Source organism: Neisseria gonorrhoeae (assembly GCF_013030075.1).
Lineage (GTDB): Bacteria > Pseudomonadota > Gammaproteobacteria > Burkholderiales > Neisseriaceae > Neisseria > Neisseria gonorrhoeae.
This window is the reverse complement of the sequence record NZ_AP023069.1, coordinates 21,069-37,775: the sequence shown is the minus strand read 5'-3', so window position 1 is coordinate 37,775 and position 16,707 is coordinate 21,069. Positions and strand designations below refer to the sequence as shown.

General features: G+C 57.8%; 15 protein-coding genes and 2 pseudogenes. 11 read left to right on the top strand and 6 right to left on the bottom strand.

Going from position 1 to position 16,707, the window contains the following annotated elements:
* Positions 1 to 137: 137 nt before the first annotated feature.
* The 3 genes and pseudogenes from hemL to HT085_RS00190 form a co-directional block, all read right to left on the bottom strand.
* Positions 138 to 1,418 (bottom strand): glutamate-1-semialdehyde 2,1-aminomutase, encoded by a 1,281-nt coding sequence (gene hemL, locus HT085_RS00200; RefSeq protein ID WP_003687258.1) that lies wholly within the window; start codon positions 1,416 to 1,418, stop codon positions 138 to 140.
* Between the two features lie 63 nt (positions 1,419 to 1,481).
* A pseudogene (locus HT085_RS11600) lies at positions 1,482 to 1,867 on the bottom strand (glucosamine-fructose-6-phosphate aminotransferase).
* A gap of 50 nt (positions 1,868 to 1,917) precedes the next feature.
* Positions 1,918 to 1,995, bottom strand: a pseudogene (locus HT085_RS00190) (glucosamine-fructose-6-phosphate aminotransferase); the annotation flags it as partial.
* A 196-nt stretch (positions 1,996 to 2,191) separates the two neighbouring features.
* Here HT085_RS00190 and miaB point away from each other — a divergent pair.
* Together miaB and HT085_RS00180 are read left to right on the top strand one after the other, a co-directional pair.
* Positions 2,192 to 3,520, top strand: a complete 1,329-nt coding sequence (gene miaB, locus HT085_RS00185; RefSeq protein ID WP_003687255.1) for a tRNA (N6-isopentenyl adenosine(37)-C2)-methylthiotransferase MiaB — start codon at positions 2,192 to 2,194, stop codon at positions 3,518 to 3,520.
* Positions 3,521 to 3,537: 17 nt separating this feature from the next.
* A complete protein-coding gene (locus HT085_RS00180; RefSeq protein WP_153707845.1) occupies positions 3,538 to 3,702 on the top strand; it encodes a hypothetical protein in 165 nt (54 codons plus the stop codon).
* Between the two features lie 64 nt (positions 3,703 to 3,766).
* Here HT085_RS00180 and dxs read toward each other — a convergent pair whose 3' ends face one another.
* Positions 3,767 to 5,680: a 1-deoxy-D-xylulose-5-phosphate synthase gene (gene dxs, locus HT085_RS00175; RefSeq protein ID WP_003690504.1), complete on the bottom strand. Its 1,914-nt coding sequence runs from the start codon at positions 5,678 to 5,680 to the stop codon at positions 3,767 to 3,769.
* A gap of 84 nt (positions 5,681 to 5,764) precedes the next feature.
* Positions 5,765 to 6,682, bottom strand: coding sequence for a tyrosine recombinase XerC (gene xerC, locus HT085_RS00170; RefSeq protein WP_003687253.1), 918 nt, complete (start codon positions 6,680 to 6,682; stop codon positions 5,765 to 5,767).
* Between the two features lie 193 nt (positions 6,683 to 6,875).
* On the opposite strand from xerC, the gene fba reads away from it, so the two are divergent.
* The 9 genes from fba (at position 6,876) to HT085_RS00125 (ending at position 15,537) form a co-directional block, all read left to right on the top strand.
* Positions 6,876 to 7,940, top strand: a complete 1,065-nt coding sequence (gene fba / locus HT085_RS00165) for a class II fructose-bisphosphate aldolase (RefSeq protein WP_003687252.1) — start codon at positions 6,876 to 6,878, stop codon at positions 7,938 to 7,940.
* Positions 7,941 to 8,078: 138 nt separating this feature from the next.
* Entirely contained in the window at positions 8,079 to 8,936 is an 858-nt protein-coding gene (locus HT085_RS00160) for a factor H-binding protein (protein ID WP_017146691.1), read from the top strand.
* A 138-nt stretch (positions 8,937 to 9,074) separates the two neighbouring features.
* Entirely contained in the window at positions 9,075 to 9,752 is a 678-nt protein-coding gene (gene tsaB / locus HT085_RS00155) for a tRNA (adenosine(37)-N6)-threonylcarbamoyltransferase complex dimerization subunit type 1 TsaB (protein ID WP_003687250.1), read from the top strand.
* On the top strand, positions 9,749 to 10,189 hold the full coding sequence (rimI, locus tag HT085_RS00150; protein WP_003690502.1) for a ribosomal protein S18-alanine N-acetyltransferase: 441 nt from the start codon (positions 9,749 to 9,751) through the stop codon (positions 10,187 to 10,189). Before tsaB ends, rimI begins: the two co-directional genes overlap by 4 nt.
* A complete protein-coding gene (locus tag HT085_RS00145; RefSeq protein ID WP_003687248.1) occupies positions 10,183 to 10,920 on the top strand; it encodes a uracil-DNA glycosylase family protein in 738 nt (245 codons plus the stop codon). Before rimI ends, HT085_RS00145 begins: the two co-directional genes overlap by 7 nt.
* Positions 10,921 to 10,981: 61 nt before the next feature.
* The gene (gene pyrE / locus HT085_RS00140; protein WP_003690501.1) at positions 10,982 to 11,623 is read left to right on the top strand and encodes an orotate phosphoribosyltransferase; all 642 of its coding nucleotides are present in this window, start codon (positions 10,982 to 10,984) and stop codon (positions 11,621 to 11,623) included.
* A 67-nt stretch (positions 11,624 to 11,690) separates the two neighbouring features.
* Positions 11,691 to 12,119, top strand: a complete 429-nt coding sequence (locus tag HT085_RS00135) for an MJ0042-type zinc finger domain-containing protein (RefSeq protein ID WP_003690500.1) — start codon at positions 11,691 to 11,693, stop codon at positions 12,117 to 12,119.
* Positions 12,116 to 13,426 carry an amino-acid N-acetyltransferase gene (argA, locus tag HT085_RS00130; RefSeq protein WP_003687241.1) on the top strand — a complete coding sequence of 437 codons (1,311 nt, stop codon included), beginning with the start codon at positions 12,116 to 12,118 and terminating at the stop codon, positions 13,424 to 13,426. Before HT085_RS00135 ends, argA begins: the two co-directional genes overlap by 4 nt.
* A 95-nt stretch (positions 13,427 to 13,521) precedes the next feature.
* A complete protein-coding gene (locus HT085_RS00125) occupies positions 13,522 to 15,537 on the top strand; it encodes a prolyl oligopeptidase family serine peptidase (RefSeq protein ID WP_003690499.1) in 2,016 nt (671 codons plus the stop codon).
* 112 nt (positions 15,538 to 15,649) lie between these two features.
* Here the strand turns inward: HT085_RS00125 and HT085_RS00120 are convergent, their stop codons facing one another.
* On the bottom strand, positions 15,650 to 16,606 hold the full coding sequence (locus tag HT085_RS00120; RefSeq protein WP_003690497.1) for a helix-turn-helix transcriptional regulator: 957 nt from the start codon (positions 16,604 to 16,606) through the stop codon (positions 15,650 to 15,652).
* Positions 16,607 to 16,707 lie beyond the last annotated feature (101 nt).

Genomic DNA, 16,707 nt, shown 5'->3' with positions numbered 1-16,707 from the left:
TTGCCGTTATTTTCAATCATTACAGAAACTGAAAGGTCCGGATTCCCGCCTGCGCGGAAATGACGAATGACGGCGGTGTGCATTCTTACTTCAATCTGCCAAACAAATCGAACAGAGAAACTCTGTCCGTCAAAACATCATGCAGCCATCGCCTTGAACACTTCAACCGCAACCGCAACCGTTTCGTCAATCAGCTCGGGCGTATGCGCGGCGGAAACGAAACCTGCTTCATAAGCGGACGGGCCGAAGGCAATGCCGCGGTCGAGCATGCCGTGGAAGAAGCGTTTGAAAGCGTCGATATTGGAGCGCGCCATATCGGCATAGTTTCGCGGCACGTGTGCGGCGAAATACAGACCGAACATACCGCCCACGCTGTCGGCGGCAAACTCGATACCGTGCGCTTTGGCGGCGGCAATACCGTTGGCAAGGCGTTGTGTCAAGGCGGTCAGGTTTTCATAGAAGCCTTCGCGCTGGATGATTTCCAGCGTTTTCAAGCCGGCGGCGACGGCAATCGGGTTGCCTGATAATGTACCTGCCTGATACACGCCGCCCAACGGGGAAATACATTCCATGATGTCTTTGCGTCCGCCGAACGCGGCAAGCGGCATACCGCCGCCGATGACTTTGCCCATCGTGGTCAGGTCGGGCGTGATGCCGTGCAGCGACTGCGCGCCGCCGAGCGCGACGCGGAAACCGGTCATCACTTCGTCGTAAATCAACACCGCGCCGTGTTTTTCGGTCAATCCGCGCAAGGCTTTGACAAAGGCTTCGGTCGGGCGGACGAGGTTCATATTGCCGACGAAGGGTTCGACAATCACGCAGGCGATTTCGTCGCCGCTTTGGGCAAAGGCTTCTTCGAGTTGGGCGATGTTGTTGTATTCGAGTACCAAAGTATGTTTGGTAAAGTCGGCAGGCACACCGGCGGAAGAAGGATTGCCGAAGGTAAGCAGACCGCTGCCTGCTTTCACCAACAGGCTGTCGGAATGGCCGTGGTAGCAGCCTTCAAATTTGATGATTTTGTCGCGGCCGGTAAAACCGCGTGCCAGACGGATGGCAGTCATCGTCGCTTCCGTGCCGGAGCTGACGAGGCGCAGCCGTTCGACAGACGGCATAATTTCGGCAATTTGTTCGGCAATGGCGATTTCGCCTTCGGTGGGCGCGCCGAACGACAAACCGCCCAACGCAGCTTCGCGCACGGCTTCGACGACTTCGGGATGCGCGTGTCCGACAATCGCAGGCCCCCAAGAGCCGACATAATCGGTGTAGCGCGTGCCGTTTTCGTCCCAAACATACGCGCCTTCGGCTTTTTTGATGAAGCGCGGCACGCCGCCGACGCTGCCGAATGCGCGCACGGGCGAATTCACGCCGCCGGGGATGATGGCTTTGGCGCGGTCGAATAAAATTTCGTTACGGTTCATATTTATCCTCAAATGCCGTCTGAACGGCAGGTTTCGGGCTTGGAAGCAGAAAGCCCCATTTTATCATTTTTCAGGTTGCGACAAGGATTTGCCCGCTTCTTTGCGGATTACGCCAACCGTATCCCGGATGACGGAACGCTCGTCTTTTTCCTCTTTATATGTGTAAAGCGGTAGTCCCGGACGACTCCCTCCCCGTCGTAATCCACGCACCATTCCCAATGCCGCCGCTCCGATTTCATATAGATGAAATTGGTCGGCAAAAAATTATAAATCGGCAGGCTGACCTCGTGATAGGCATAACAGCCGAAAGGGTTGCGCTTCCCGAAACGTGCCTCTACCTCCGCCCGGGTCGTTTTGCCTTTAACAACCGTTTGTGCGATTCCCTCTTCCGTCTGATATAGTGGATTAACAAAAATCAGGACAAGGCGACGAAGCCGCAGACAGTACAAATAGTACGGCAAGGCGAGGCAACGCTGTACTGGTTTAAATTTAATCCACTATAACGCAGGAACTGATGTTCCCTGTCGCCGAAATTGCTGGTACACGCACACAGCAGCAATGCCGCCCATACACACACCTCCCGTTAAAGCCAAACATTATACAGCCGTTCCGACCGATTAAATTCATATTTTAAAACAATATTTTGCCTCCCAAACCCACATCGTGCTATAATCCGCACCGATTTTCAGACGGCATCGTCGTGCCGTCTGAAATTTTTTCATTCCAACAACCATCAGCCCCGCGATTACGGCTGCCCGAGAAAGACACAAACCATGAAAAAAGTATTTATCCGCACCTTCGGCTGCCAGATGAACGAGTACGACAGCGAAAAAATGCTGTCCGTCCTTGCCGAAGAACACGGCGGCATCGAACAGGTTACCCAAGCCGACGAAGCCGACATCATCTTGTTCAACACCTGTTCCGTGCGCGAAAAAGCACAGGAAAAAGTGTTCTCCGACTTGGGGCGCGTCCGTCCGCTCAAAGAAAAAAACCCCGGCCTCATCATCGGCGTTGCCGGCTGCGTCGCCTCGCAAGAAGGCGAAAACATCATCAAACGCGCGCCTTATGTTGACGTGGTTTTCGGCCCGCAAACGCTGCACCGCCTGCCCAAAATGATTGTGGACAAAGAAACCAGCGGGCTGTCGCAAGTCGATATTTCCTTCCCCGAAATCGAAAAATTCGACCACCTGCCGCCCGCCCGCGTCGAAGGCGGCGCGGCATTTGTGTCGATTATGGAAGGCTGTTCCAAATACTGCTCCTTCTGCGTCGTCCCCTACACGCGCGGCGAAGAATTCTCCCGCCCGCTCAACGACGTATTGACCGAAATCGCCAACCTTGCCCAGCAAGGCGTGAAAGAAATCAACCTCTTGGGACAAAACGTCAATGCCTATCGCGGCGAAATGGACGACGGCGAAATCTGCGACTTCGCCACCCTGCTGCGTATCGTCCACGAAATCCCCGGCATCGAACGTATGCGCTTCACCACCAGCCACCCGCGCGAGTTTACCGACTCGATTATCGAGTGCTACCGCGACCTGCCCAAACTGGTTTCCCACCTGCACCTGCCGATTCAAAGCGGTTCCGACCGCGTATTGAGCGCGATGAAACGCGGCTACACCGCTTTGGAATACAAATCCATCATCCGCAAACTGCGCGCCATCCGTCCTGATTTGTGCCTGAGCAGCGACTTCATCGTCGGTTTCCCCGGCGAGACCGAACGCGAGTTCGAGCAAACCTTGAAACTGGTGAAAGACATTGCCTTCGACTTGAGCTTCGTGTTTATTTACAGCCCGCGCCCCGGCACGCCTGCCGCCAACCTGCCGGACGACACGCCGCACGAAGAAAAAGTGCGCCGCCTCGAAGCCTTGAACGAAGTCATCGAAGCCGAAACCGCCCGCATCAACCAAACCATGATCGGCACGGTTCAACGCTGCCTGGTCGAAGGCATCTCCAAAAAAGACCCCGACCAGCTCCAAGCCCGTACCGCCAACAACCGCGTCGTCAACTTTACCGGCACGCCCGACATGATCAACCAAATGATCGATTTGGAAATCACCGAAGCCTACACCTTTTCCCTGCGCGGCAAAATTGTCGAAGCCTAAAACCCTCACGCCGAAAAATGCCGCCTGAAGCGTTTCAGACGGCATTTTGCCTTGTATCGGCAGACGGCACCGCCGCCGTTATACGGACAAGCGGAATAAATTTCCAAACGCGCAACGGCACACCAAGCACCGCCCGAAAGCCGCCGCCCGAACCCTTCCTGCCGCCTGCGGGGTTTCAATAAAAAAACCGCAGAAACAAACGCCGTTTAAAAACGCCGCCCGATAACGACGGCGCGGTCAAGCGGTTTAATTTGCCGCATCACGGTCCGGCAGCCACTCGCGCACCCGGCGTTCCACCGCTTCGGCACTCAAACCCAAATCGTCCAAAAGTTTTTTCGGATCGCCGTGTTCGGTTACGGTATCGGCAACGCCCAAAAGCAAAACGGGTTTGCAGATGCCGTGTTTCGCCAACACTTCCAAGACCGCGCCGCCTGCGCCGCCCTGTTCGGCGTTTTCTTCAAGGGTAACGATGCGGTCGTGGCTTCGGGCAAGGCGGACAATCAACTCTTCGTCTATCGGTTTGACGAAGCGCATATCGGCGACGGTGGCGTTCAGTTTTTCGGCAACCGCCAATGCGGTGGCGACCATACTGCCGAAGGCAATGAAGGCGGTTTTCTCACCTTCGCGGCGGATAATGCCCTTGCCGATTTCCACGGTTTCCATGCCGTCTGAAACCGGCGCGCCCGTACCCGTGCCGCGCGGATAGCGGACGGCGGCGGGCGCATCCGCCTGATAGCAGGTCGAAAGCAGCAGGCGGCATTCGTTTTCATCGCTCGGCGCGGCAACAATCATGTTCGGCACACAGCGCAAGAAGCTCAAATCGTACAAGCCGGCATGGGTCGGGCCGTCCGCGCCGACGATGCCCGCACGGTCGACGGCAAACAAAACGGGCAGGTTTTGCAGGGCGATGTCGTGCACCAGTTGGTCGTAGGCGCGTTGTAAAAAGGTGGAATAAATCGCCACGACGGGCTTCATGCCTTCGCACGCCAAACCGCCGGCAAAGGTAACGGCGTGCTGCTCGGCGATGCCGACATCGAAATAGCGGTCGGGGAATCGTTGTTCAAACTCCACCAGTCCGCTGCCCTCGCGCATGGCGGGGGTAATCGCAACCAGTCGGGAATCTGCCGCCGCCCGGTCGCACAGCCATTTGCCGAATACTTGGGTATAGGTCGGTTTGGCGGCGGGCTTGGGTTCTTTTTCAGACGGCATTTGCGCCCCGCCTTCTTTAGGCAGGTTGGCGACGGCGTGGTATTTGACGGGGTCGTTTTCGGCGAGTTTGTAGCCGTTGCCCTTTTTGGTGATGACGTGCAGCAACTGAGGGCCTTTGCGGCTGCGCAAGTCTTTCAATACGTCCACCAGATTCTCGACGTTGTGTCCGTCCACGGGGCCGGTGTAGCGGAAGCCGAAATTTTCAAACAGCGACAGCGACTGTTTGGCGTGTTCGGCTTCTTCGGCAAGGGTTTTGATTTTGTGTTCGACTTTTTGGGCAAACTCCATCGCGCCGGGTATTTTGTCTAATACCTTGCCCGTTTGCGCTTTGACGGTACTCAACAGTCCGTGCATATCGCGCACGACGTTGCTGGCAAGATATTTGGGCAACGCGCCGACGTTGGGGGAAATCGACATTTCGTTGTCGTTGAGGACGACCAGCAAATCCACATCCATATCGCCCGCGCAATTCAAGGCTTCAAACGCCTGCCCCGCCGTCATCGCGCCGTCTCCGATGATGGCGACGCTGCGGCGGTCGCCGCCCAAGAGTTTGTCCGTCGCCGCCATGCCCAAAGCCGCGCCGATGGAGGTGGAGGAATGCCCCACGCCGAACGCGTCGTACTCGGACTCGCAACGTTTCGGAAAACCCGCCAAACCGCCGTATTGGCGCATGGTGTGCATCTGGTTTTTCCTGCCTGTCAGGATTTTGTGCGGGTAGCTTTGGTGTCCGACATCCCACACCAGCTTGTCTTCGGGCGTGTCGTACACATAGTGCAGGGCGATGGTCAGTTCGACCGCACCCAGATTGCTGGCGAAATGCCCGCCGGTCTGCCCGACAGATTCCAGCAGAAAGGCGCGCAACTCGCCGGCAAGGCGCGGCAGCTGTTTTTTGTCCAGGCGGCGCAAATCTTGCGGGCTGTCAATCAGGTCGAGTAGGGGGCTTGGGTTCATGGTGTGTCTTTTTTATGTGTCGTCCGGGTGCAACGGTCAATTATATATCAAGAGCGTGCGGCTGACGGCTGATTTTGCCGTACGTCATTCGTCCTGCCGCTTGGCGCGCGGGTGGGCTTCGTCATAGAGGCGGGCGATGTGGTCGAAATCGAGCTTGGTATAAATCTGCGTGGTCGAAAGGCTGCTGTGTCCGAGCAGCTCCTGCACCGCCCTGATGTCGCGCGAAGCCTGCAACAGGTGGCCGGCGTAGCTGTGGCGCATCATATGCGGCGAAACGTGCCTGCCGTCGCCGTATTGCGCCGCCCACGATTCGAGGCGTTTTTGGATTTGGCGTTGGCTCAGGCGCGTGCCGTTCCTGCCGGTAAACAGGGCTTTGCCGTCCGATGCCGTCTGACGCAGCGGCAGATAGTTTTTCAAGGCTTCCACGCTTTTGCCGGTCAGCGGAACCTGACGCTGCTTGCGCCCTTTGCCGGTAACGTGTACCCACGCTTCGTCCAAATATACATCATCTGCATTCAAGCCGTGTATCTCGCTCACGCGCAAACCGCTGCCGTACATCAGCTCGAACAGCGCGTGGTCGCGCACCGCCAGCGGGTCGCCGCCGTCCACGGGCAAATCCAACATCCGGTTCAGCCATTCCTGCGGCAGGGCTTTGGGTACGCGCTCGGGCTGCTTCGGCGGTTTGATGTCGGCGGTCGGGTCGGCGCGCATCAGCCCGCGTTTGACCAGCCAGGCGCAATACTGCCGCCACGCCGACAGCTTGCGCGCCAGCGTCCGACCGTCCAAACCGCGCTGCGACAGCCGCCGCAACGCCGCCGTAAAATCGCGCCGCGACAAGTCCTGCGGCACGCCGCCTGCATCTTCAGACGGCATTTGTGCCAACAGTGCAAACAGTTCTTCCAAATCGCGCCGGTATGCCGCAACCGTGTGCTCCGACTTGCCCTCGCGCACGATGTTTTCCAAATAAGCGTCAAAATACGCCGCAAACCCGTCCAAAACCATAACCGTCCCACACAAATATCAAAAAACCAGTGAAAACATTATCATAAACAACACACCAAAATCCCGAACCGCCCAAAATCCGCCCCATCTGCCCGCCGTTATCGTTAATATAAAATCAATGAGCCGTTTATGGTTTTTTGCCGTAAAAAACATTATAATCCGCCTTATTTACCTATTGCCCAAGGAGACACAAATGGCACTCGTATCCATGCGCCAACTGCTCGACCACGCCGCCGAAAACAGCTACGGCCTGCCCGCGTTCAACGTCAACAACCTCGAACAAATGCGCGCCATTATGGAAGCCGCCGACCAAGTCAACGCGCCCGTCATCGTACAGGCGAGCGCAGGTGCGCGCAAATACGCGGGCGCGCCGTTTTTGCGCCACCTGATTCTGGCGGCAGTCGAAGAATTTCCGCACATCCCCGTCGTGATGCACCAAGACCACGGCGCATCGCCCGACGTGTGCCAACGCTCCATCCAACTGGGCTTCTCCTCCGTGATGATGGACGGCTCTTTGCTCGAAGACGGCAAAACCCCTTCTTCTTACGAATACAACGTCAACGCCACCCGTACCGTCGTCAACTTCTCCCACGCCTGCGGCGTGTCCGTCGAAGGCGAAATCGGCGTATTGGGCAACCTCGAAACCGGCGAAGCAGGCGAAGAAGACGGAGTGGGCGCGGCAGGCAAACTCTCACACGACCAAATGCTCACCAGCGTTGAAGATGCCGTGCGTTTCGTTAAAGATACCGGCGTTGACGCATTGGCGATTGCCGTCGGCACCAGCCACGGCGCATACAAATTCACCCGTCCGCCCACAGGCGACGTATTGCGTATCGACCGCATCAAGGAAATCCACCAAGCCCTGCCCAATACACACATCGTGATGCACGGCTCCAGCTCCGTTCCGCAAGAATGGCTGAAAGTCATCAACGAATACGGCGGCAATATCGGCGAAACCTACGGCGTGCCGGTTGAAGAAATCGTCGAAGGCATCAAACACGGCGTGCGCAAAGTCAACATCGATACCGACCTGCGCCTCGCTTCCACCGGCGCGGTACGCCGCTACCTTGCCGAAAACCCGTCCGACTTTGATCCGCGCAAATACTTGGGCAAAACCATTGAAGCGATGAAGCAAATCTGCCTCGACCGTTATCTTGCGTTCGGTTGCGAAGGTCAGGCAGGCAAAATCAAACCTGTTTCGTTGGAAAAAATGGCAAGCCGTTATGCCAAGGGCGAATTGAACCAAATCGTCAAATAACAGGTTGCCTGTAAACAAAATGCCGTCTGAACGCCGTTCGGACGGCATTTGATTTTTGCTTCTCTGACCTGCCTCATTGATGCAGTATGCAAAAAAAGATACCATAACCAAAACGTTTATATATTATCTATTCTGTGTATGACTAGGAGTAAACCTGTGAACCGAACTACCTTCTGCTGCCTTTCTTTGACCGCCGGCCCTGATTCTGACCGCCTGCAGCAGCGGAGGGGCGGAGGCGGTGGTGTCGCCGCCGACATCGGCACGGGGCTTGCCGATGCATTAACCGCGCCGCTCGACCATAAAGACAAAGGTTTGAAATCCCTAACATTGGAAGCCTCCATTCCCCAAAACGGAACACTGACCCTGTCGGCACAAGGTGCGGAAAAAACTTTCAAAGCCGGCGGCAAAGACAACAGCCTCAACACGGGCAAACTGAAGAACGACAAAATCAGCCGCTTCGACTTCGTGCAAAAAATCGAAGTGGACGGACAAACCATCACACTGGCAAGCGGCGAATTTCAAATATACAAACAGGATCACTCCGCCGTCGTTGCCCTACGGATTGAAAAAATCAACAACCCCGACAAAATCGACAGCCTGATAAACCAACGCTCCTTCCTTGTCAGCGATTTGGGCGGAGAACATACCGCCTTCAACCAACTGCCTGACGGCAAAGCCGAGTATCACGGCAAAGCATTCAGCTCCGACGATGCCGGCGGAAAACTGACCTATACCATAGATTTCGCCGCCAAACAGGGACACGGCAAAATCGAACACCTGAAAACACCCGAGCAGAATGTTGAGCTTGCCTCCGCCGAACTCAAAGCAGATGAAAAATCACACGCCGTCATTTTGGGCGACACGCGCTACGGCGGCGAAGAGAAAGGCACTTACCGCCTCGCCCTTTTCGGCGACCGCGCCCAAGAAATCGCTGGCTCGGCAACCGTGAAGATAGGGGAAAAGGTTCACGAAATCGGCATCGCCGACAAACAGTAGTATTTGAAAAATGCCGTCCGAACACGATAATTTACCGTTCGGACGGCATTTTTGCGCCATACCGCCCTAGGACACGACGGCACGGCAGGCAAGCCGATTTCACTATATAATGCCGTCTGAACCAACGAGAACCACACCATGCAAGCCGATTTCAACCGCCCCGTCCTCGCCGTCGATACCGGAACTTCCTATTTGTCGCTCGCGCTGCGCGCCGACGGCGAAATCCGTCTGTTCCATCAGGAAGTCGGCATCCGCCAGTCCGAACTGATCCTGCCGGAAATCCGCACCCTATTCCGAAATGCGGGCATTACCGCCGCCGATTTGGGGGCGATTGTTTATGCGAAAGGCCCCGGCGCGTTTACCGGACTGCGTATCGGCATCGGCGTGGCGCAAGGTTTGGCAACGCCGTTCGACACGCCTTTAATCGGCATCCCCACGCTCGATGCCGCCGCCTCGCTGCCGCCGCCGCAAAGCTGCATACTCGCCGCTGCGGACGCGCGTATGGGCGAAGTGTTTTATGCGTGGTTCGACACGCTGAACCGCCGCCGTTTGAGCGATTATCAAGTCGGTAGGGCGGCAGACATTGCCCTCCCCGAGGGGTACGTCTTTTCAGACGGCATCGGCAGTGCGTTCGCACTGGAAAACCGTCCGCCCTTCTCAGGCAAACCCGATATGCCGACCGCCGCCGATTTTCTCGCGCTCGCCCTCGGCGGCGGCTATCCCGCAACTGGCGCGGCACACGCCGAACTGCTCTACGTCCGCAACAAAATCGCCCTGACTGCCAAAGAACAGGCGGAACGGAAGGCACGAACATGAACATCCGCCCAGCCTTACCGTCCGACTGCGCCGCACTGGCCGCGCTCGATACCGTCTGCAACCCGTCCGCGTGGACGCAACGCCAATTTGAGTCCGCGCTTGTTTCGCCGTCCGAACAGGTTTTCCTTACGGAAAAAGACGGCAGGATTGCCGCCTTTATCGTTTGGCAGAACCTGCCCGACGAATCCGAACTGCACCTGATTGCCACCGCGCCCGAATGCCGCCGACGGGGCGTTGCGTCCGCCCTGCTCGAATATTGGTACGCACATCTGCCCGAAGGCACGCAACGCCTGCTGCTCGAAGTCCGCGCAGGCAACGCCGCCGCACAGGCACTGTATACCAAACACGGCTTCAGCATTGCGGGCAGGCGGAAAAACTATTACTGCGCCGCCGACGGGCAAACCGAAGATGCCGTCTTAATGGAGAAAATATGTTAAGCGCGCGCTACCTCCACCTGCACGAGGCTTTGGGCTTGGGTCCGATGTGGCTGAAACAGGCCGCCGCCGTCCTGCCGCCCAAAAACACACCCGCAACCCCGGCACAGGCACGTCCCCAAACCGTCCGCGCCGCCACGATCCGCCCTTCCCAACCCCATAACGTTCAGGCGCGGCTCGAAACGATGAAAGCGTTGGAAACCGCCGCCGTACATACGCGCAAACCCGCGCCTGAAACCGAAACGCCCCCGCCCGGCCTTTCAGACGGCATCGCCCCCGTTCCCGCCGCTTCGGGCATTACCAAGCTTGCCGTCGTCAGCCTGTGTCCGCCGATCGAGGATGCGGTTTACGGGCAACTGTTCCACGGCAAAGCGGGCATCCTGCTCGACAACATCCTCAAAGCCGCAGGACTGGATGCCGCCTATGTCCACAAAACCTGTTGGGTGAAAACCGCCGCCGTCGGTAACCCGATGCCGTCTGAACAGGCCGTCGCGGATGCGCTGGGTCAAATCGCCGGGGAACTCGACGGCTGCCGCGCCCCCGCCGTCCTATTCCTCGGACAGGCGTTTGTCAACCTGGAACGGCAGGCGATGATTGAAACTTTGTGCGGCAGCCGTCCCTTCTTCATCATCGACCATCCCGCCCGGCTGTTGCGCCAACCCGAACTCAAAGCCCGAAACTGGCAGGTGTTGAAACAGTTGAAACGCGCCTTGCGGCAAGGCGGCGGCAGTTGAAGCGCGCCGCACGGGGCGGTAGAATCGCAACTGCGTCCCAATATCTGACAGAAAGCACAAAATGACTGATTTCCGCCAAGATTTCCTCAAATTCTCCCTCGCCCAAAATGTTTTGAAATTCGGCGAATTTACCACCAAAGCCGGACGGCGGTCGCCCTATTTCTTCAATGCCGGCCTCTTCAACGACGGCGCGTCCACGCTGCAACTGGCAAAATTCTATGCACAATCCATCATTGAAAGCGGCATCCGATTCGATATGCTGTTCGGCCCCGCCTACAAAGGCATTATTTTGGCGGCGGCAACCGCGATGATGCTGGCGGAAAAAGGCGTGAACGTCCCGTTTGCCTACAACCGCAAAGAAGCCAAAGACCGCGGCGAAGGCGGCGTGTTGGTCGGCGCGCCGCTTAAAGGGCGCGTGCTGATTATCGACGACGTGATTTCCGCCGGCACATCCGTACGCGAATCAATCAAACTGATTGAAGCGGAGGGTGCAACCCCCGCCGGTGTCGCCATCGCGCTCGACCGCATGGAAAAAGGCACGGGTAAATTGTCCGCCGTTCAGGAAGTGGAAAAACAATACGGCCTGCCCGTCGCCCCCATCGCCAGCCTGAACGATTTGTTTATCCTGTTGCAAAACAACCCCGAATTCGGACAGTTCCTCGAACCCGTCCGCACCTACCGCCGGCAGTACGGCGTAGAATAAAGCATATGCCGTCCGAACCACCTGCCGCTTCAGACGGCATCAAACCGACACACACCGAGAAAACATCATGCCCGCCTGTTTCTGTCCGCACTGCAAAACCCGCCTCTGGGTCAAAGAAACCCAGCTCAACGTCGCCCAAGGCTTCGTCGTCTGCCAAAAATGCGAAGGGCTGTTTAAAGCCAAAGACCATCTGGCAAGCACGAAAGAACCTATATTCAACGATTTGCCCGAAGCTGTTTCGGATGTCAAACTCGTCCACCGCATCGGCACGCACGCCATTAGCAAGAAACAGATTTCCCGCGACGAAATCGCCGATATCCTCAACGGCGGTACAACCCTGCACGATACGCCGCCCGCAACCGCCGCTGCCGCACCTGCCGCCGCACCGCAGGTTTCCGTACCGCCCGCCCGTCAGGAAGGGCTCAACTGGACTATTGCAACCCTGTTCGCACTTATCGTCCTCATTATGCAGCTTTCCTACCTCTTCATCCTATGAACGCGCCCGACAGCTTTGTCGCCCACTTCCGCGAAGCCGCCCCCTACATCCGCCAAATGCGCGGCACGACACTGGTCGCCGGCATAGACGGCCGCCTGCTCGAAGGCGGCACCTTAAATAAGCTCGCCGCCGACATCGGGCTGTTGTCGCAACTGGGCATCCGACTCGTCCTCATCCACGGCGCGTACCACTTCCTCGACCGCCTCGCCGCCGCGCAAGGCCGCACGCCGCATTATTGCCGGGGTTTGCGCGTTACCGACGAAACCTCGCTCGGACAGGCGCAGCAGTTTGCCGGCACCGTCCGCAGCCGTTTTGAAGCCGCATTGTGCGGCAGCGTTTCAGGATTCGCGCGCGCGCCTTCCGTCCCGCTCGTATCGGGCAACTTCCTGACCGCCCGTCCGATAGGCGTGATTGACGGAACCGATATGGAATACGCGGGCGTTATCCGCAAAACCGACACCGCCGCCCTCCGTTTCCAACTCGACGCGGGCAATATCGTCTGGATGCCGCCGCTCGGGCATTCCTACGGCGGCAAAACCTTCAATCTCGATATGGTGCAGGCCGCCGCTTCCGTCGCCGTCTCGCTTCAAGCCGAAAAACTCGTTTACCTGACCCTTTCAGACGGCATTTCCCGCCCCGACGGCACGCTCGCCGAAACCCTCTCGGCACAGGAAGCGCAATCGCTGGCGGAACACGCCGCCAGCGAAACCCGACGACTGATTTCGTCCGCCGTTGCCGCGCTCGAAGGCGGCGTGCATCGCGTCCAAATCCTCAACGGGGCCGCCGACGGCAGCCTGCTGCAAGAACTCTTCACCCGCAACGGCATCGGCACGTCCATTGCCAAAGAAGCCTTCGTCTCCATCCGGCAGGCGCACAGCGGCGACATCCCGCACATCGCCGCCCTCATCCGCCCGCTGGAAGAACAGGGCATCCTATTGCACCGCAGCCGCGAATACCTCGAAAACCACATTTCCGAATTTTCCATCCTCGAACACGACGGCAACCTGTACGGCTGTGCCGCACTCAAAACCTTTGCCGAAGCCGATTGCGGCGAAATCGCCTGCCTTGCCGTCTCGCCGCAGGCACAGGACGGCGGCTACGGCGAACGCCTGCTTGCCCACATTATCGATAAGGCGCGCGGCATAGGCATAAGCAGGCTGTTCGCACTGTCCACAAATACCGGCGAATGGTTTGCCGAACGCGGCTTTCAGACGGCATCGGAAGACGAGCTGCCCGAAACGCGGCGCAAAGACTACCGCAGCAACGGACGAAACCCGCATATTCTGGTGCGTCGCCTGCACCGCTGACCGCAACGGAAAGCCGCCGCAGAAATGCCGCCTGAACCCCGTTTCAGACGGCATTTCCCCGATGACAAAGACCTGCCCGACCCTCAAGGACCCCGATGAAATCCTACCCCGACCCCTACCGCCATTTTGAAAACCTCGATTCCGCCGAAACGCAAAACTTCGCTGCTGAAGCGAATGCCGAAACGCGCGCGCGTTTTTTAGAAAACGACAAGGCGCGCGCACTTTCAGACGGCATTTTGAATCAAATGCAGGACACGCGGCAGATTCCGTTTTGTCAGGAACACCGCGCGCGGATGTACCATTTCCATCAGAATGCGGAATATCCGAAGGGCGTGTACCGCATGTGTACGGCGGCGACCTACCGTTCCGGCTATCCCGAGTGGAAAATCCTGTTTTCGGTGGCGGATTTCGATGAGTTGCTCGGCGACGATGTGTATTTGGGCGGCGTGTCGCACTTGGTGGAGCAGCCCAACCGCGCGCTGCTGACTTTGAACAAATCGGGCGGCGATACGGCGTATACGCTGGAAGTGGATTTGGAAGCAGGGGAATTGGTAGAGGGCGGTTTTCACTTTCCGGCAGGCAAAAACCATGTGTCGTGGCGCGATGAAAACAGCGTGTGGGTGTGTCCGGCTTGGGACGAACGCCAGTTGACCGAATCGGGCTATCCGCGCGAAGTGTGGCTGGTGGAACGCGGCAAGAGTTTCGAGGAAAGCCTGCCGGCGTACCAAATCGATAAAGGCGCGATGATGGTAAACGCGTGGCGTTACCTCGATCCGCAGGGTTCGCCGATTGATTTGATTGAAGCGTCGGACGGTTTTTACACCAAGACGTATTTGCAGGTGTCGTCCGAAGGCGGGGCGAAACCGTTGAACCTGCCTAATGATTGCGATGTGGTCGGCTATCTGGCGGGACATCTTTTGCTGACGCTGCGCAAGGACTGGCACCGCGCGAACCAAAGCTATCCGAGTGGCGCGTTGGTGGCGGTGAAACTGAATCGGGGCGAACTCGGGGCGGCGCAGCTTTTGTTTGCGCCCGATGAAACGCAGGCATTGGAAAGCGTGGAAACGACCAAGCGTTTTGTGGTGGCAAGCCTGCTGGAGAATGTACAAGGCCGTCTGAAAGCGTGGCGGTTTGCCGACAGCAAATGGCAGGAAGCCGAGTTGCCGCACCTGCCCTCGGGCGCGTTGGAAATGACCGACCAACCGTGGGGCGGCGACGTGGTTTATCTTGCCGCCAGCGATTTCACCACGCCGCTGACGCTGTTTGCGCTGGATTTGAACGTGATGGAACTGACCGTCATGCGCCTCCAGCCGCAGCAGTTTGTTTCAGACGGCATCGAAGTGCGGCAGTTTTGGGCGGTGTCGTCCGACGGCGAACGCATTCCTTATTTCCACGTCGGCAAAAACGCCGCGCCCGACACGCCGACCTTAGTCTATGCTTACGGAGGTTTCGGCATTCCTGAATTGCCGCATTATCTGGGCAGCGTCGGCAAATATTGGCTGGAAGAGGGCAATGCCTTTGTATTGGCAAACATCCGCGGCGGCGGAGAATTCGGCCCGCGCTGGCATCAGGCGGCGCAGGGAATCAGCAAACACAAAAGCGTTGATGATTTGTTGGCAGTCGTGCGTGATTTGTCCGAACGCGGCATGAGTTCGCCCAAACACATCGGCTTGCAGGGCGGCAGCAACGGCGGCCTGATTACCGCCGCCGCCTTCGTGCGCGAACCGCAAAGCATCGGTGCGCTGGTGTGCGAAGTACCGCTGACCGATATGATCCGTTATCCGCTGCTGTCCGCCGGTTCAAGTTGGACGGACGAATACGGCAATCCGCAGAAATACGAAGCCTGCAAACGCCGGCTGGGCGAATTGTCGCCGTATCACAATCTTTCAGACGGCATCGATTATCCGCCCGCACTCATTACCACCAGCCTCAGCGACGACCGCGTCCATCCCGCCCACGCGCTCAAATTCTACGCCAAACTGCGCGAAACCTCGCCGCAATCTTGGCTCTACTCGCCTGACGGCGGCGGCCATACCGGCAACGGCACCCAACGCGAATCCGCCGACAAACTCGCCTGCGTGTTGCTGTTTTTGAAAGAATTTTTGGGATAAGGGCAGGGGGCGACACTGCCGCCGCGAATGAAAAAAGATCGTCTGAAATTGCTTTTTCAGACGATCTTTTTTAATGGTTGTTTCAAATCAAAATATCTATGCCGTCGGCCCATCAGCACTTTTTCACATCCGAAGGCAAAAATCCGTAATGCCGCCTGAACGCTTCGTTGAACCGTCCCGCGTGGCGGTAGCCGCAAAAGTGCATCGCGGCTTGGATGGTGCTGCCCGATTCGATGAGGGCGAGCGCGTGTTCCAGCCGCAGGCGGCGCAGGCGTCCGGCGACGGTTTCGCCGGTTTGCGCTTTGAAATAGCGTTTCAGGTAGCATTCGTTCAGCCCGACGCGGCGGGCGATTTCGGCGATGGTCAGCGGGCGGGCGAATTCGCTGTTCAAAATATCGGCGGCTTCGTCTATGCGCCGGCGGCGGTAGCCGTTGTCGTGGCGGCGGAAGGTGAAGCGTAATAATCGGGCGGAGAGTTCCAGCGCGTCGGCTTCGTCGGCGAGCAGGCCGAAGCCGTCCGATTCGAACGGGCGTTGCAGCAGGGGGCAGGCCGCCGCCGTCAGTGTCCCCGCGTTTTGCGCCAGCCGTTGCAGGGCGAATCGGCCTATCGTTTGCGGCGAAAACAGGCGTTCGTCCAGTAAACCTTCGTCGTGCCAGCGGCGCAGTTTTTCCAGCCAAAAATCCAAATGCAGCGCACACATGCCGCCGCTGTCTGGCAGCAGGGTTTCGGATACGTCCGCCAGTTCGCCGCGTACCAGCCAGATTTCGCCGGCAGACGGGCGGTATTCCCTGCCGCCCATTTGTAACCGGTTCTGCCCCGATACCATGACGAACAAGGCGCAGTTGTGGCTGAAATTGTGGATTTCGGTGGGAAACGCACCCGTTCCGCCGCCGCGCATCCGTGATAAGGTGATGCCCGAGTCGAAGCGGTTGATGCACATTTTCAGATGCAAACCGGGCTGTTTTGCCTGCGCAATGAGTGCGCTGTCGGAACAGCCGTCCAACGCCCAGCCGGATTTATCGGAGCGGACATAGGTTTGGTACTGGCGGTAGATGGCGGCGGTGTTCATGATTGGATAGGAACGAGTTGTCTAACAAATGAATTAAATAGGAATTATTACCAATAATCAAGCGCAGGGATTGGTTGGAACGGAAAAGGTCGTCTGAAAGG

Coding starts and splice junctions, on each gene's coding strand:
- HT085_RS00125 (WP_003690499.1), top strand. CDS start 13,522: ATGAAATCCTACCCCGACCCCTACCGCCATTTTGAAAACCTCGATTCC.
- HT085_RS00145 (WP_003687248.1), top strand. CDS start 10,183: ATGTTAAGCGCGCGCTACCTCCACCTGCACGAGGCTTTGGGCTTGGGT.
- rimI (WP_003690502.1), top strand. CDS start 9,749: ATGAACATCCGCCCAGCCTTACCGTCCGACTGCGCCGCACTGGCCGCG.
- HT085_RS00160 (WP_017146691.1), top strand. CDS start 8,079: ATGACTAGGAGTAAACCTGTGAACCGAACTACCTTCTGCTGCCTTTCT.
- xerC (WP_003687253.1), bottom strand. CDS start 6,682: ATGGTTTTGGACGGGTTTGCGGCGTATTTTGACGCTTATTTGGAAAAC.
- pyrE (WP_003690501.1), top strand. CDS start 10,982: ATGACTGATTTCCGCCAAGATTTCCTCAAATTCTCCCTCGCCCAAAAT.
- fba (WP_003687252.1), top strand. CDS start 6,876: ATGGCACTCGTATCCATGCGCCAACTGCTCGACCACGCCGCCGAAAAC.
- miaB (WP_003687255.1), top strand. CDS start 2,192: ATGAAAAAAGTATTTATCCGCACCTTCGGCTGCCAGATGAACGAGTAC.
- dxs (WP_003690504.1), bottom strand. CDS start 5,680: ATGAACCCAAGCCCCCTACTCGACCTGATTGACAGCCCGCAAGATTTG.
- hemL (WP_003687258.1), bottom strand. CDS start 1,418: ATGAACCGTAACGAAATTTTATTCGACCGCGCCAAAGCCATCATCCCC.
- HT085_RS00180 (WP_153707845.1), top strand. CDS start 3,538: ATGCCGCCTGAAGCGTTTCAGACGGCATTTTGCCTTGTATCGGCAGAC.
- HT085_RS00120 (WP_003690497.1), bottom strand. CDS start 16,606: ATGAACACCGCCGCCATCTACCGCCAGTACCAAACCTATGTCCGCTCC.
- tsaB (WP_003687250.1), top strand. CDS start 9,075: ATGCAAGCCGATTTCAACCGCCCCGTCCTCGCCGTCGATACCGGAACT.
- HT085_RS00135 (WP_003690500.1), top strand. CDS start 11,691: ATGCCCGCCTGTTTCTGTCCGCACTGCAAAACCCGCCTCTGGGTCAAA.
- argA (WP_003687241.1), top strand. CDS start 12,116: ATGAACGCGCCCGACAGCTTTGTCGCCCACTTCCGCGAAGCCGCCCCC.